This window comes from Streptomyces sp. NPDC032472 (assembly GCF_040636955.1).
Taxonomy (GTDB): domain Bacteria; phylum Actinomycetota; class Actinomycetes; order Streptomycetales; family Streptomycetaceae; genus Streptomyces.
On record NZ_JBEZVK010000012.1, the window covers coordinates 82265 to 97860 of the forward strand.

General features: G+C 73.0%; 13 protein-coding genes and 3 tRNA genes. 10 read left to right on the forward strand and 6 right to left on the reverse strand.

Annotated features, from left to right (window positions below):
- Positions 1–50: 50 nt before the first annotated feature.
- The 4 genes from purD (at position 51) to AB0F11_RS10270 (ending at position 6079) form a co-directional block, all read left to right on the forward strand.
- Positions 51–1313, forward strand: a complete 1263-nt coding sequence (gene purD, locus AB0F11_RS10255; RefSeq protein WP_362170351.1) for a phosphoribosylamine--glycine ligase — start codon at positions 51–53, stop codon at positions 1311–1313.
- A gap of 335 nt (positions 1314–1648) precedes the next feature.
- On the forward strand, positions 1649–3373 hold the full coding sequence (locus AB0F11_RS10260) for a hypothetical protein (RefSeq protein ID WP_362170353.1): 1725 nt from the start codon (positions 1649–1651) through the stop codon (positions 3371–3373).
- A 251-nt stretch (positions 3374–3624) separates the two neighbouring features.
- Positions 3625–5100 (forward strand): N,N-dimethylformamidase beta subunit family domain-containing protein, encoded by a 1476-nt coding sequence (locus tag AB0F11_RS10265; protein WP_362170355.1) that lies wholly within the window; start codon positions 3625–3627, stop codon positions 5098–5100.
- A gap of 76 nt (positions 5101–5176) precedes the next feature.
- Positions 5177–6079, forward strand: coding sequence for a phosphoribosylaminoimidazolesuccinocarboxamide synthase (locus AB0F11_RS10270; protein ID WP_362170357.1), 903 nt, complete (start codon positions 5177–5179; stop codon positions 6077–6079).
- Between the two features lie 55 nt (positions 6080–6134).
- Here the strand turns inward: AB0F11_RS10270 and AB0F11_RS10275 are convergent.
- From AB0F11_RS10275 to AB0F11_RS10300, 6 genes are all read right to left on the reverse strand, one after another.
- Positions 6135–6210, reverse strand: a tRNA-Gly gene (locus AB0F11_RS10275).
- A 22-nt stretch (positions 6211–6232) separates the two neighbouring features.
- Positions 6233–6844 carry a response regulator transcription factor gene (locus AB0F11_RS10280; protein ID WP_361910357.1) on the reverse strand — a complete coding sequence of 204 codons (612 nt, stop codon included), beginning with the start codon at positions 6842–6844 and terminating at the stop codon, positions 6233–6235.
- Entirely contained in the window at positions 6841–8070 is a 1230-nt protein-coding gene (locus tag AB0F11_RS10285; RefSeq protein ID WP_362170359.1) for a histidine kinase, read from the reverse strand. Before AB0F11_RS10285 ends, AB0F11_RS10280 begins: the two co-directional genes overlap by 4 nt.
- A gap of 178 nt (positions 8071–8248) precedes the next feature.
- Positions 8249–8321: transfer RNA gene (locus AB0F11_RS10290), tRNA-Gly, on the reverse strand.
- A gap of 80 nt (positions 8322–8401) precedes the next feature.
- Positions 8402–8473, reverse strand: a tRNA-Gly gene (locus tag AB0F11_RS10295).
- A gap of 173 nt (positions 8474–8646) precedes the next feature.
- A complete protein-coding gene (locus AB0F11_RS10300; protein WP_361910351.1) occupies positions 8647–8964 on the reverse strand; it encodes an Lsr2 family protein in 318 nt (105 codons plus the stop codon).
- A 349-nt stretch (positions 8965–9313) separates the two neighbouring features.
- Here AB0F11_RS10300 and purS point away from each other — a divergent pair, with 349 nt between their 5' ends.
- From purS to AB0F11_RS10330, 6 genes are all read left to right on the forward strand, one after another.
- Entirely contained in the window at positions 9314–9559 is a 246-nt protein-coding gene (purS, locus tag AB0F11_RS10305; RefSeq protein ID WP_179174904.1) for a phosphoribosylformylglycinamidine synthase subunit PurS, read from the forward strand.
- A complete protein-coding gene (purQ, locus tag AB0F11_RS10310; protein ID WP_362170362.1) occupies positions 9556–10260 on the forward strand; it encodes a phosphoribosylformylglycinamidine synthase subunit PurQ in 705 nt (234 codons plus the stop codon). Before purS ends, purQ begins: the two co-directional genes overlap by 4 nt.
- Positions 10257–12506 (forward strand): phosphoribosylformylglycinamidine synthase subunit PurL, encoded by a 2250-nt coding sequence (purL, locus tag AB0F11_RS10315; RefSeq protein WP_362170364.1) that lies wholly within the window; start codon positions 10257–10259, stop codon positions 12504–12506. The genes purQ and purL overlap by 4 nt, the downstream gene beginning before the upstream one ends.
- Positions 12507–12623: 117 nt before the next feature.
- Positions 12624–13856, forward strand: a complete 1233-nt coding sequence (locus tag AB0F11_RS10320; RefSeq protein WP_362170366.1) for a hypothetical protein — start codon at positions 12624–12626, stop codon at positions 13854–13856.
- 9 nt (positions 13857–13865) lie between these two features.
- Positions 13866–14657 carry a sterol carrier family protein gene (locus AB0F11_RS10325; RefSeq protein WP_362170367.1) on the forward strand — a complete coding sequence of 264 codons (792 nt, stop codon included), beginning with the start codon at positions 13866–13868 and terminating at the stop codon, positions 14655–14657.
- A 69-nt stretch (positions 14658–14726) separates the two neighbouring features.
- On the forward strand, positions 14727–15563 hold the full coding sequence (locus tag AB0F11_RS10330) for an META domain-containing protein (RefSeq protein ID WP_362170369.1): 837 nt from the start codon (positions 14727–14729) through the stop codon (positions 15561–15563).
- Positions 15564–15596 lie beyond the last annotated feature (33 nt).

Here is a 15596-nt window from a genome sequence, read left to right on the forward strand (position 1 = left end):
TTGGGTGGCCGCACGAAGGGCTGCCCGGCGAGCGGGCTAGGCTGCATGGCGTGAAGGTCCTCGTCATCGGCGGCGGCGCCCGCGAACACGCCCTGTGCCGCTCTCTGTCCCTCGACCCCGACGTCAACGCGCTGTACTGCGCTCCCGGCAACGCCGGCATCGCCGAGGTGGCGGAGCTGCGCCCGGTCGACGCCCTCGACGGCGCGGCCGTGGCCGGCCTCGCCACCGAGCTCGGCGCCGACCTGGTCGTCGTCGGTCCCGAAGCGCCCCTGGTCGCCGGCGTCGCCGACGCCGTGCGCGCCGCCGGCATCCCCGTCTTCGGCCCCTCGGGCGAGGCGGCGCAGCTGGAGGGCTCCAAGGCGTTCGCCAAGGACGTGATGGCCGCGGCCGGCGTCCCGACCGCCCGCAGCTACGTGTGCACCACCCCGCAGGAGGTGGACGAGGCCCTCGACGCCTTCGGCGCCCCGTACGTGGTCAAGGACGACGGCCTGGCGGCCGGCAAGGGCGTCGTCGTCACCGAGGACCTGGAGGCGGCCCGCGCCCACGCGCTGGCCTGCGACCGGGTCGTCATCGAGGAGTACCTCGACGGTCCCGAGGTCTCGCTGTTCGCCATCACCGACGGCGTCACCGTCCTGCCGCTCCAGCCGGCGCAGGACTTCAAGCGCGCGCTCGACGGCGACGAGGGCCCCAACACCGGCGGCATGGGCGCGTACTCGCCGCTGCCCTGGGCCGACCCCAAGCTGGTCGACGAGGTCCTGGAGACGGTGCTCCAGCCGACCGTGGACGAGCTGCGCCGCCGTGGCACCCCGTTCTCCGGCCTGCTCTACGCCGGTCTCGCGATCACCTCGCGCGGCGTGCGCGTCATCGAGTTCAACGCCCGCTTCGGCGACCCCGAGACCCAGGTCGTGCTGGCCCGGCTGCGCACCCCGCTGGCGCGGGTGCTGCTGCACGCCGCCAACGGCACCCTGGACGCCGAGCCGCCGCTCAGCTGGCGCGAGGACGCGGCCGTCACCGTGGTCATCGCCTCCCACAACTACCCGGGCACCCCGCGGACCGGCGACCCGATCGAGGGTCTGGACGAGGCCGTGGCCCAGGACGGGCCCGACGTGTACGTGCTGCACGCCGGGACCCGGCGCGAGGGCGACGCGGTCGTCAGCGCGGGCGGGCGCGTGCTGTCGGTGACGGCGACCGGTTCCGACCTGGCGCAGGCCCGGGCGAAGGCGTACAAGGCCGTCGACCGGATCCGGCTGGAGGGGTCGCAGCACCGGACGGACATCGCGGCCAAGGCGGCCGAGGCGGCCGCCGGACGCTGAGCGGCAGGGGCTTCCGGAGCGGAAGCCGACGCGGGCCCGGTGCGCATCCACGTGCGCGCCGGGCCCGCGCGCATGTGCGGGTGCGGCGGGGGCGTGGGAGTGCGCGTACGTGCGTGTGCGAGTGCATCCGGCCGCGTTCGAACGCAGCCAGCTTTACCCAAAGCCATTCCATCGGGTGATCGTCCTGTGGTCCGGCTGACTGCCGGGCGCTGCCCAACTAGGGTGCGGCGCAAGCATTCCGGCACTTGGCCCACCGGCATTGCGATGTCAGTGGCGGGTGTCACAGTGGGGGAGTGAGCAAAACCGCCGCAGGGCAGAGGGGGTGAGGTCCGGCCGTGTCCGGAACCGGTTCGTATCTGGAAGGGGGCGCGCCGTCCGCGCGCTCCCGGGCCCTGGCCGTGCTGCGGGTCCGCAGCAGGGCGCTGGCCGTCGGCCTGCTGCCCGCCGCGCTCGCGGTGGTGCTGGTGAGCGCCCGGATGACGGGGCGGCTGGCCGGGGATCCCTGGCCGCTGGTGACCGTCGTCGTGTGCGTCGTGGCCGCGGTGGTGCTGCTCGTCGGCGGGGTCTTCGCCGCGGTGGTGGTGCGGGCGGGGCCCGCGCTGACGCCGACGGTGCCGCTGTCCGAGGTGGAGGCGCCGGATTTGTACCGGCTGGTGCGGGATCTGGCGGACCGGATGGAGGTGCCCGCGCCGTCGGCGATAGCCCTCACACCGGACTGCGACAGCTGGCTGGAGGACCGGACGCATGCGGCGCACCGGCGGGGCCGGCGGTCGTCCGGGGAGCGCTCCGGGGCCCCCGGCCGCTCCGGCGGCTCCGACCGGCCAGCCCGTCCCGGCAGTCCCGACCGTCCCCTCCGTCCCATAGCCGTCGGTCCCGAGGCCGAGCCCGGGGCGGCTCCCGTACTGGTGATCGGGTCGCCGTTCCTGTGGTGGATGAGGGTGGCCGAGCTGCGGGCCGTGCTTGCGCCGGTCGTCGCCGGTACCGGGCCCTCGGCGCACCCCGACATAGCCGATGCCCGGGGCTTCCTCCGCGGGCTGGACGCCGCGGCGGACGTGGGCAGCCGGCCCGGCCTCGGCTGGATCGGCCGGCCGGCGCGGCTGCTGCTGCGACTGTGCCGGACGGACGCCGCCGAGATGGAGCGCGGGGTCGCCGCGGCCGCCTCGGAGCGGGCGCAGCGCGTGGACTACGGGGTGCGGATCGTCGCCCAGGAGCAGGTCGGCCTCGCGTACGCGGGCTGGGACCGGCTGCTGACGCGGGTCGCGCTGCCCGCCTGGCGGATGGGCCGCTGGCCCTCGCACCTCGACGCCGGGGTCGTCTCGGCGCTGACCGAGCTGTCCCGGCGGGACCGGCTGGCCGACGGGTTCTCCTCGCGGCTCGGCGAGCGGCCCGCGTGCGATCTGCTGGAGCGGCCGGGGGACGTCGACCGGGCGACCTCGCTGCTCGCGGCGCGGCTCTTCCACGGCGGACCGGCCGAATCCGGGCCGGACTGGGCGCCGGTGGACTGGGCGGCGTATCCCGAGGAGGTCGTCGACCGTACCTGGCGGGCGGAGGCCGCCCGTCTGCACGGGGCGCTGGACGCCCTCGCCGTGCCGCCGGGAGCCGGGCCCACGCTGGACCGGGTGCTGGGCCACCTCGCGGACGCCGGCGGTGACGGCGGGGCCGCAGAGGCGCTGGCCGGACGGCTGAGCGGGGACCTGGCCCGGGAGGAACGTTCCCGTTCCGGCAGCGGTACTACGGCTGGCGGCGCGGCCGGGCGGGCCGGCTGCGGGGCGCGGGGGGTGGATGCCCTGCCGCTGTTCCCGCTGCAGCCGCCGCGCAGCGGCCGGGACCTGCTGGCCGACCACGTGACGGCGATGGTGTGCTGCGCGGCCGTGGACTGCATCGGCGCCGGGCCGGGCCTGGACTGGCTCGACGGCCCCGTGCTGCTGGTCGGCGGCGAGCGGCGCTCGGATCTGGCGCCGCGGGTGCTGAGCCTCGTCGAGGACGGGGATCCGGGGCCGCTGCGGGACTGGCTGACGGAGCTCGGGGTCCGTCCCGAGAAGCCGATCCGACTGGTCTGAGGCTCCCGACCCTCCGCCCCCTGCATCCCATCCGCCCCTGCCTCCGGCTGCTGCTGCCGCCCGCCTCCCCCGCCGCGCCCCTGCAGCGCGCGCCCGCGACCGCCGTGCGCCTCCGCCCGCGGGCGGGGGCGGTCGGCCGGTTGTGGCGAACGGTGACGGAATGAGTGCGTTATGTGATGTGCTGGGATCGGCCGCGGCCGCAGCCGCGCCGGAGACGAGACCGTTCGGGGGAGCGAGGGAGGGGCGCGGAAATGGGCACGGACCAGATTCGGCGATGGGAGTCAGGGGCACTCGCCCATGCGGTGAACGATCCCTTCGGGCAGGGGCCGCTGCCGTGGTTCCGCGGCAGCGAGGTGTACTTCGACGACACCGGGCATGTCGTGCCCTGGTACCTGGACCCGTCCGTGGCCCCCGGCCGGGCGCCGCGCGGCTCCGGCGGAGGCCCGCGGACCGCCGACGACGTGCACCGGCAGATCAAGGGCTTCACCTCCACCGGGGCCGTGGCCCCCGGCGAGGCCATCGACTTCCACGTCACCGTGGATCCGCCCCAGCAGTTCTCCGTGGACGTCTACCGGATCGGCCATTACGGCGGTGACGGCGCGTCGAAGATCACCACGAGTCCGCGGCTGTCCGGCATCGTCCAGCCGGCGCCGCTGACCGCCGACCGCACCGTGTCCTGCCACCACTGGTGGCTGTCCTGGCGGCTGCAGGTGCCGACGTACTGGAACCTGGGCGCGTACGTGGCCGTGCTGACCACGGCGGACGGGTACCGCTCGCACATCCCCTTCACCGTGCGCGATGACCACCCGGCCGACCTGTTGTTGCTGCTGCCGGACATCACCTGGCAGGCCTACAACCTGTACCCGGAGGACGGCCGGACCGGCGCCAGCCTCTACCACGCCTGGGACGAGGACGGTCGGCTGCTGGGCGAGCAGGACGCCGCGGTGACCGTCTCCTTCGACCGGCCCTATGCCGGGGCCGGGCTGCCGCTGCACGTGGGGCATGCGTACGACTTCATCCGGTGGGCCGAGCGGTACGGCTACGACATCGCCTATGCCGACACCCGCGACCTGCACGCCGGCCGCGTCGACCCGACGCGGTACCGGGGGCTCGTCTTCCCCGGGCACGACGAGTACTGGTCGGCCGCGATGCGCCGGACGGTGGAGCGGGCCCGGGACCACGGCACCTCGCTGGTCTTCCTGTCCGCCAACACGATGTACTGGCAGGTCGAGCTGGCCCCCTCGCCTTCGGGGGTCGAGGACCGGCTGCTGACCTGCCGAAAACGCCGCGGGCCCGGCCGGCCCGCCCTGTGGCGCGAGGTCGACCGCCCGGAGCAGCAGCTGCTCGGCATCCAGTACGCGGGGCGGGTCCCCGAGCCCGCGCCCCTGATCGTGCGCAATGCCGACCACTGGCTCTGGGAGTCCACCGGCGCCGTCGAGAACGACGAACTGCCCGGCCTGGTGGCCGGCGAGGCCGACCGGTACTTCCCGCGCACCCAGCTCCCCGAGCACCGGGAGCGGATCCTGCTGGCCCACTCCCCGTACCGGGACGGCGACGGCGCCAAGCGGCACCAGGAGACCTCCCTGTACCGGGCGCCCAGCGGGGCCCTGGTCTTCGCCTCCGGCACCTTCGCCTGGTCCCCGGCCCTGGACCGCCCGGGGCACGTCGACGAGCGGGTCCAGCGGGCCACCGCCAACCTCCTCGACCGGATCTGTAAGAGGGACTGAGCAGCCCCGTCGTAGGTGTCGGGTGGGCCGTACGGGACAATGGGGCTGCGCTCGTACAGAACCACAGGGAGACCCCGTGTCCGGATTCGTCGAAAAGCCCGAGCCGGTTCAGGTTCCCGGCCTCGTCCACCTCCACACCGGCAAGGTGCGCGACCTCTACCGCGACGGGGACGGCAACCTCGTCATGGTCGCCAGCGACCGGATGTCCGCCTTCGACTGGGTGCTGCCCACCGAGATCCCGGACAAGGGCCGCGTCCTGACGCAGCTCTCGCTGTGGTGGTTCGACCAGCTCGCGGACCTCGTACCGAACCACGTGATCGGGACGGAGCTCCCCGAGGGCGCCCCCGCCGACTGGGCCGGCCGCACCCTGGTCTGCAAGAACCTGAAGATGGTCCCCGTCGAGTGCGTGGCCCGCGGCTACCTGACCGGCTCGGGCCTCGCCGAGTACGAGCAGACCCGGACGGTGTGCGGACTCGCCCTGCCCGAGGGGCTCGTCGACGGCTCCGAGCTGCCCGCGCCGATCTTCACCCCGGCCGCCAAGGCCGAGGTCGGCGAGCACGACGAGAACGTCTCGTACGAGGAGGTCGCCCGGACCACCGGCGCCGAGACCGCGGCGATGCTGCGCCAGACCACCCTGGCCGTCTACGGGCGGGCCCGGGACATCGCGCGCGAGCGGGGCATCATCCTCGCCGACACCAAGTTCGAGTTCGGTTTCGACGCGGACGGCACGCTGGTCGCCGCCGACGAGGTGCTGACCCCGGACTCCTCCCGCTTCTGGCCGGCCGACCAGTGGGAGCCGGGCCGTACGCAGCCCTCCTTCGACAAGCAGTTCGTCCGCAACTGGCTGTCCTCCCCGGAGTCCGGCTGGGACAGGAAGGGCGAACTGCCGCCGCCGGCCCTGCCGCAGGAGGTCGTCGAGCAGACCAGCGCCAAGTACATCGAGGCCTACGAGCGGCTCACCGGCCAGGAATGGTCGTAGGGAACGGCGTGGGGAAATGAGGAAGCCCCCGGTCGAGGACCGGGGGCTTCTCCCATGGAGCGGACAACGAGACTCGAACTCGCGACATCCACCTTGGCAAGGTGGTGCTCTACCAACTGAGCTATGTCCGCATGCGCCGTAGCGCGGGAACCACTATACCCAACCCCGCTCCCGTGCGAGACGCACTGCGGTGTGCCGGTTCTCCGCGCCCAGCTTCGAAGCCGCCGACGACAGGTAGTTGCGTACGGTGCCCTGCGAGAGGTGGGCCCGCTCGGCGATCTCCGCGATCGGTGCCCCGTCCCCGGCGAGCTCCAGCACCTCGGCCTCGCGCGCGGTCAGCGGCGAGTCGCCCGCGCTGATCGCGTCGGCGGCCAACTCCGGGTCCACGTAGCGGCCTCCGGCGTGGACCGTGCGGATCAGTTCGGCCAGCCGCTGCGCCGAGACGGTTTTCGGCGCGAACGCGCGGACGCCCGCGGCCAGGGCCCGCTTGAGGTGGCCCGGTCGGCCGTGGCTGGTGACGATCATGGTTTTGCAGTCGGGGAGTTCGGCCTTCAGCGATGTGGCCACACTCACACCGTCCGACCCGGGCATCTGCAGGTCCAGGACCGCCACGTCCGGCCGGTGGGCCCGGGCCATCGCCAGCGCCTCCGGCCCCGACGCGGCCTCGGCGACGACCAGCAGGTCGTCCTCCAGGGCCAGCAGGGCGGCGAGCGCGCCGCGGATCAGGTGCTCGTCGTCGGCGAGCAGTACGCGTACGGGGCTCATGCCCGTGCCTCCAGTCCTCGCAGGTGCCGTTCGGGGATCCGGGCCCGGAGCCGGAACCGGCCGTCGCCCACGGGGCCGGCCTCCAGGGTGCCGTCGAGCACGGCGAGCCGCTCCCGCAGCCCGGCGAGGCCCGATCCGGGCGGCCCGGCCGGGGCCTCGGGGGCCCCGTCGTTCTCCACCACCAGGGTCAGCGCGTCCGCCTCCGGGGCGGTGAGCCGGATCAGGCAGGAGCGGGCGTCGCCGTGCCGCAGGACGTTCGTGGTCGCCTCCCGGACCACCCAGCCCAGCGTCGACTGGACCTCGGGGCGCAGGCTCCGGCCGGCGTCGACCTCGACCCGGCAGTCCATGCCGGCCGCGGACAGCACGCCGCGCGCGCCTTCGAGCTCCGCCGTGAGGTCGGCCTCGCGGTAGCCGCGGACGACGTCGCGGACCTCGCGCTGCGACTCCCGGGCGATCCGCTGGACCTCGACCATCTGGTCGACCGCCTCGGGGCGTTCGCGCCGGGCCAGCTGGACGGCGAGCTCGCTCTTGAGCGCGATCACCGCGAGGTTGCGGCCCATCACGTCGTGCAGGTCGCGCCCGAAGCGCAGCCGCTCCTCGGCGACGGCCAGCTGGGCCTGGAGGTCCCGCTTGTGGTCCAGCTCGTACACGGTCTTCAGCAGCCAGGAGGAGAAGCCGCAGGCCCCCGTGAGGATCAGGCTGCTGAGGAAGACGCCGAACGTATAGCCGACAGCCTCTGCTCCGGGGTTCGTGGCGAAGGCCGTGCAGCCCACGAGTGCGGCCGCGCCCGGCGGGAGGCAGGCCATGTGCCGGACCCGGGACAGGCACAGGGTCAGCGCACCGGTGGCGAAGGAGACGATGTTGACGACGGCGGAGGGGGTCACGCCCGCGTGGGTGATCGTCCCGGCGGCGCGCAGCACCAGCAGAGCGACGGCCAGGGCGGCGGTCAGCACGGCCGTGGCCACGGCGAGCCGCACGGGTCGCTCGCGCCGGCCCAGGACCCAGTCCAGTGCCCTGGAGGAGAGCACTCCGTACAGCACGGAGTGCGTCACCACGGGCACCAGGATCCCGGCCACGGGCGCGGGAGCCTCGGGCACCAACGCGGCCAGGACCGCGAACGCCTCGACAAGCATGAAGAAGTGGAACGACCAGCGGGTGTAGAGCTCGACCTTCCCGGCGCTGCTGCGGTTCCGCCACCATCCCGTCAGTTTGGACACCGTCCCCATCCCCCGATCGCCCTGCGGCGGGCGTTGTTCCCCATGCCTGAAGCTTCGCGGCGGACCGGCCGCCGCACGAGTGCGCGCGGCCATCGTCCCCGGTGACATTTGTCAGAAAGCCCCGCCCGCCCCCGGACCGGGGCATACGACAAAGGCCCTGATCAATGATCAGGGCCTTTGTCCGCTGAGCGGACGACGAGACTCGAACTCGCGACATCCACCTTGGCAAGGTGGTGCTCTACCAACTGAGCTACGTCCGCATGCCCGCTTCGGCGTTACCGCCGGGCGATGCGTGCATCACTCTACCCGATCCACCGGAGTGGTCGGTAAAGCGTTGCAGAGCGGGTGACAGGGATCGCACACTGCGCCTTCCCCCTGGAAGGGGGATGTTCTGCTACTGAACTACACCCGCACGACCTTCGAGGCTCTGACCTGCGGTCTCGCCCCTCGGCGTGATCCACACACTAGCGGATCGGAGGGGGTGGATGCCAAATCCGTCCTCGGGCCGGCCTCGGAGCGTCTTCGGGCCGCCCCCTCGGAGCCGCCCCCTCGGAGCGCCCTCGGGCCGCCCCGGGGCGCGGGACCTCAGTGGGCCTCGTTGTACGCCTCGTAGACCCGCTTCGGGATCCGGCCCCGCGGCGGTACGTCGAAGTCGTGGGAGCGGGCCCAGGCGCGGACGACGGCCGGGTCCGGGGCCAGGGACGTGTGCTTGAAGGCCTTGCCGGACCGGGCCTTGCGGCGGCCGGCGGCCACGTACGGCTCGAGCGTCTTCCGCAGTTTCTTTGCGTTGGCCAGATTCAGGTCGATCTCGTACGACTTACCGTCCAGCCCGAACGCGACCGTTTCCGCCGCTTCTCCGCCGTCGATGTCGTCGGAGATCGTGACCACTACGCGCTGCGCCACGGATATCGGTCCCTTCGTGCGACAGTCGTCCCGCGTTGACGTGCGGCGATGTCGCTGATGTGGATGTTTCGGAGCAATGCATCTTTCCGTCCCCGTTGCGGAACGGCAAATACCGCTGCTCCAGGGATTCCTTTGTACCGCGATTCTCATTGCATTGCGAAGCCCAGTTAATTATCTCCGCGTGTCCCGCCGCAATGCCGAGTGCGCGGTTTTCCGGCGGATTTTGCGAAGCGTTGGTGAAGCCGAAACGACCGCCGGATGGCGCGCCCGGGAAATCTACCCGCGTAGAAATTTGGGGCGGGTACGCTGAGGGAACCGCCTTCGCACCAACCACCCATCGGGAGTGCCAGTGGCACGCGTCGTAGTCGACGTCATGCTCAAGCCGGAGATCCTCGACCCCCAGGGCCAGGCGGTGCAGCGTGCACTGCCGCGCCTGGGCTTCGAGGGCATCGCCGACGTCCGCCAGGGGAAGCGCTTCGAGCTGGAAGTGGAGGGTCCGGTCGACCAGGCCGCCCTCGACCGCATCCACAAGATGGCCGAAACGTTCCTCGCCAACACCGTCATCGAAGACTTCGTCGTCAAGGTGGAGTCGTGACCGCTCGCATCGGTGTCGTCACGTTCCCCGGAACGCTCGACGACCGTGACTCGCTGCGCGCCGTCCGCCTCGCGGGCGCCGAGCCGGTCTCGCTGTGGCACCGCGACAAGGACCTGCACCAGGTCGACGCGGTCGTCCTCGCGGGCGGCTTCTCGTACGGCGACTACCTGCGCGCCGGCGCCATCTCCCGGTTCTCGCCGGTGATGGAGACCATCATCGAGCAGGCCAAGGCCGGCATGCCGGTCCTGGGCATCTGCAACGGCTTCCAGGTCCTCACCGAGGCCCACCTGCTGCCGGGCGCGATGCTCCGCAACAACCACCTGCACTTCATCTGCCGCGACCAGAAGCTCCGCGTCGAGAACGCCGGAACCTCCTGGACCGGCGACTACGAGCAGGGCCAGGAGATCTCCGTCCCGCTCAAGAACATGGACGGCCGCTACGTCGCCGACCAGCGCACCCTCGACGAACTGGAGGGCGAGGGCCGCGTGGCCTTCCGCTACCTCGCCCGCGGCGAAGCCGCTCATGGATACGGCAACCCGAACGGTTCGCTGAACGACATCGCCGGCATCACCAACGCCACGGGCAACGTCGTCGGCCTCATGCCGCACCCCGAGCACGCGGTCGACCCGCTGGTCGGAACGGGCCGCACCGACGGCCTGCCGTTCTTCACCTCGGTCTTGAAGAAGCTGGTAAGCGCATGACTCTGGACACCGTCAAGCACGCCGCCGAGACCCCCGACTCGGCGCAGCCCTGGAAGGAACTCGGCCTCAAGGAGGACGAGTACCAGCGCATCCGCGAGATCCTGGGCCGCCGCCCCACGGGCGCGGAGCTCGCCATGTACTCCGTCATGTGGTCCGAGCACTGCTCGTACAAGAGCAGCAAGGTCCACCTGAAGCAGTTCGGCGAGAAGGCACCCCAGAACGACGCCATGCTCGTCGGCATCGGCGAGAACGCCGGCGTCGTCGACGTCGGCCAGGGCTACGCGGTCACCTTCAAGGTCGAGTCGCACAACCACCCCTCGTACATCGAGCCCTACCAGGGCGCGGCCACCGGCGTGGGCGGCATCGTCCGCGACATCCTCGCCATGGGCGCCCGCCCGGTCGCCGTCGTGGACCCGCTGCGCTTCGGCGCGGCCGACCACCCCGACACCAAGCGCGTCCTGCCGGGCGTCGTCGCGGGCATCGGCGGCTACGGCAACTGCCTGGGCCTGCCCAACATCGGCGGCGAGGTCGTCTTCGACGCCTGCTACCAGGGCAACCCGCTGGTCAACGCCGGCTGCATCGGCGTGATGAAGCACGAGGACATCCACCTCGCCAAGGCCTCCGGCCCCGGCAACAAGGTCATCCTCTACGGCGCCCGCACCGGCGGCGACGGCATCGGCGGCGTCTCGGTCCTCGCGTCCGAGACCTTCGACGACACCAAGCCCACCAAGCGCCCCGCCGTCCAGGTCGGCGACCCCTTCCAGGAGAAGCTCCTCATCGAGTGCACCCTGGAGATCTTCAAGGAGAAGCTGGTCGCGGGCATCCAGGACCTCGGCGGCGCCGGCCTGTCCTGCGCCACCTCCGAGCTGGCCTCGGCCGGCTCCGGCGGCATGCGCGTCGAGCTCGACACCGTCCCGCTGCGCGACGCGACGCTCTCGCCCGAGGAGATCCTCATGAGCGAGTCGCAGGAGCGCATGTGCGCGATCGTCGAGCCGCAGCACGTCGGCCGCTTCATGGAGATCTGCGAGAAGTGGGACGTCATCGCCACCGTCATCGGTGAGGTGACCGACGGCGAGCGCCTGGAGATCTTCTGGCACGGCGAGCAGATCGTGGACGTGCCCCCGGGCACCGTCGCCCACGAGGGCCCGGTCTACCACCGCCCGTACGCCCGCCCGGACTGGCAGGACGCCCTCCAGGCCGACGACGCGAACAAGCTGCCCCGCCCGCAGACCTCCGAGGAGCTCCGCGCGCAGGTCCTGGCGCTGGTCTCGTCCCCGAACCAGGCCTCGAAGTCCTGGGTCACCGACCAGTACGACCGCTTCGTGCAGGGCAACACCGTCCTGGCGCAGCCCGAGGACGCCGGCATCGTCCGCATCGACGAGGAGTCCAACCTCGGCGTCGCCATGGCGACCGACGGCAACGGCCGCTACGCGAAGCTCGACCCGTACACGGGCGCGCAGCTGGCCCTGGCCGAGGCGTACCGCAACGTCGCCGCGACCGGCGCCAAGCCCCTCGCGATCTCCGACTGCCTGAACTTCGGCTCGCCGGAGGACCCGGGCGTCATGTGGCAGTTCGCCGAGGCCACCCGCGGTCTCGCCGACGGCTGCCTGGAGCTGGGCACCCCGGTCACCGGCGGCAACGTCTCGCTGTACAACCAGACCGGTGACACCGCGATCCACCCGACCCCGGTCGTGGCGGTCCTCGGTGTGATCGACGACGTCAACCGCCGTACGCCGATGGCGTTCGCGGAGGCCGGCCAGCTGCTGTACCTGCTCGGCGACACCGCCGAGGAGTTCGGCGGCTCGGCCTGGTCGCAGGTCGTCCACGACCACCTCGGCGGCATGCCGCCCAAGGTGGACCTGGGCCGCGAGAAGCTGCTCGCCGAGATCCTGATCGCCGCCTCCCGCGACGGCATGGTCGACGCCGCGCACGACCTGTCCGACGGCGGCGTGGTCCAGGCCCTCACCGAGTCCTGCCTGCGCGGCGGCAACGGTGCCCGGATCGTGGTCCCCGAGGGCCTGGACGCCTTCACCTTCCTGTTCTCCGAGTCGGCGGGCCGCGCCATCGTGGCCGTCCCGCGCAGCGAGGAGCTCCGCTTCACCGACATGTGCGGTGCGCGCGGTCTGCCCGCCACCCGCATCGGCGTGGTGGACGGCGAGGAGATCGAGGTCCAGGGCGAGTTCACGATCCCGCTGGCCGAGCTCCGCGAGGCCCACGAGGCGACGATCCCGGCCCTGCTGGCCTGATCCCGTCTCGGCGGCCCCACCCCCGTCGAGCCCCCGTCCGGACCCGCTCCGGCCGGGGGCTCGCCCCTTGTTAGCGTTCGAGTGGAGCAACACACCGACTGATACGGGGGGTTGGGGATGTTCGAGCCGATGGGGGAGGCCGGCGGCGGGCTGCTGCCCGACCGGGGCCGGGCACGGAACACGGTCAACGCGCTGCTGCTCGCCGCGGGGATCGGCGGCCTGGTCTTCGGCGGCTGGTCCCTGTACGACACGTACGAGACCGGTCAGGAGCGGGAGGCCAGCCGCACGCTGATCACCCGGACCTGCCACGGCCTGGTCCGCGACCCCGGCGCCGTACTGCGTCTGGGCGGCGGGGCCGACCGCCTGGAGGCCGTTCCCGGTCCGGAGACCTGCGCCTTCGACGAGGTGCCGCGCGGCGGGACCCGGGGCGAGCGGCACTTCGCGCTCAGCGTCAGGGCCCTGCCCGTGGGTGCCCCGGACAACGTGGTCGAACGGCATCCCGACGACCCCTTCGCCTCCTCCGCGAAGCCGGACGGGGACCTCACCGCCCGGACGGTCGCTCCGCTGCGCCAACCGATCGGCGACGGCGCGCTCGGCGGCTACGGCGGCCGGGACGTCGTCATCACCGCCGCCTGCGCGAAGCCGGTGCCCGCCACCGGCGCCACCGCCGTCCGGGCCCGCGCCGCGGCGGGCCCGGGGGAGCCCCTGAAGGCGGCCGACCGGCTCGCTCTGGCCGCGATCGCGCGTACGGCCGCCCTGGCGCACGCCGCCGAGGTGGGCTGCGAGACCCGGCTCCCCGAGCTGCCCGACGCCCTGCCCGTCCCGGAGACCCGGCTCGGGGCGGTGGACGGCCGGACCGACGCCTGCGCCTGGTACGGGGCCCACCTGCGCACCGCGGAGCGCGGCCCGCTCCCGGACCGGGCCCTCGGCACGCCGCCGGCCGCCGCGGCCCGCGAGGAGGTCTGCCTCCTCGCCGTCGGTCCCGAGGAGGTGCGCCGCATCTACGCGCAGCGGCCGGAGCGCGAGTGGGAGTACGTCAGGCTCCAGGAGGTCCTCACCCACCGCCCCTGGTGGATCGCCACCCATACCTACCTCGGGGAGGACGCGGGCTCCCTCGGCATCAGGGCGGGCGGGCTGCCCGAACCCGTCGTGACGGGCATGGCGGGCACCAAGGGCGAACTCACGTACGCCACGGCCACCTGCCACGGCCGACCTGCCGTCTTCACGATGCACGTGCCGTTCGAGTACGACTTCCATGTCGTCCGGGACCGCAGGGCGGAGGTGTTCAGGGCGTACGTCGAGGACAGCGCGCGGCGCCACGACTGCACCGGCGTCACTCTCCCCCAGTAGGGTCGGGTCATGCCGCCTGCCAAGAAGAAGCCGCGCAGCTACGACGCCGCGAAGATCCGTGCGGCCGTCACCGCGCAGTTCGGCCACCTCACCGAAGCCGTCCGGGAACTGACCCCCGAACAGCTCGGACGCGGCAGCGGGCTCGGCGACTGGACCGTGGCCGACCTGGCCGCGCACCTCGCGTGGATCGCCGACTCCCTCGCCGCGGGGCTCGCCCGCCCGCCGGCGGCCGTGCCCGAGCTGGCGGCCGTGGAGTGGCCCTTCGCCACCGCCTCGCTCGCGGGGAAGATCGCGGAGGCCGCCAAGGAGACCCTGGAGGGCGCCCCGCTGCCCGAGCTGTTCGAGAGGGTCGGCGCGCGGATGGAGAAGGCGCTGGCCGCGAACCCGGGCAGCCGGGTGCTGGACCTGTGGGTCGGGGACATGACCCTGGCCGATTTCCTCGTCACCCGGACGGTGGAGCTGGTGGTCCACACCGACGACCTCAACCGGGCCGCCGGAACGGACGTCCCGATCGAGCGGCAGGCCCTGGCGGCGTGCACCCGGCTCCTCGCCGACGCCCTGGCGCTCAAGGCGCCGGGCGGCTCGGTGGAGGTCCGCATCCCGCCGTTCGCGGTGGTCCAGTGCATCGAGGGCCCCCGGCACACCCGCGGGACCCCGCCGAACGTGGTGGAGACCGACCCGCTGACCTGGGTCCGGCTGGCCACCGGCCGTACGGACTGGGCCTCGGCCCTCGCGGACGCGCAGGTCAGGGCCAGCGGCGAGCGGGCCGACCTGGCGGCGCTGCTGCCGGTGATGAGCTGACGGGACGAATGGCCCGACCGCACGGGTGAGCCGGGGGAACCGCCGCGGTCCGCCGTCCGTCCCAGGGGCATGCCCACTCACCGGCACCTCCCGGCAGCCTTGGCCGCCGTCCTCGCGCTCGCCGCCGCCACGACCGCCTGCGCCGAGGGCTCCGGCCCCTCCGGCACCCCCCAGGACCCGGCCTTCGAGGGCTCCTGGTCCGTCCACAGCCTCACCGCGGACGGGAAGACCCTGACCGCACCGCCATCCGCCCGCCTGGACGTCGAGCCCGGTACGGACCCGCACCGGGCCAAGGCCGGCGGGGTCTACGGCTGCAACGGCTTCGGCGCCACCGTGGTCTACGGAACGGGCCCGGAGCGGTCCACCATCACCGTCACCCCCGGCGCCACCACCGCGATGGCCTGCAAGGACATGGCCTTCGAGACGGCCTTCGCCAAACTCTTCCGCGGCCGCCTGGAGGTCCACCGCACCACCGCCGGCCACCTCGTGCTGAAGGCCTCCGACGGCAGCACCCTCGACCTCGTCGCGCAGCCGCCGACGCCCGATGCCCCGCTCACCGCCACCGCATGGACGGTGACCGGGCTGATCAGCGGCGACGTCTCCTCCCTCCCGGCCGGGGCGGACCGCAAGGCGGTGTTCACCCTCGGAGCCGACTCCACCGCGAGCGGCACCCTCGGCTGCAACCGGTTCAGCGCCCCGGTCACCGTCGAGGGCTCCACGCTCACCTTCGGGCCGCTGGTCACCACCCGGATGGCCTGCACCGGCCCGGTGGGCGACCTGGAGCGCACCCTGACCGAGCTGTTCGCCGGCGGCCCGCTCACCTGGCGGATCCAGGCCGACATCCTCACCCTGACCGCGGCGGACGGCCGCGGCCTGACCGCCCAAGCCGCCTCCGCCGCCGAATGAACACCCGTCCACAGGGTGTGGACACAGGTCGGG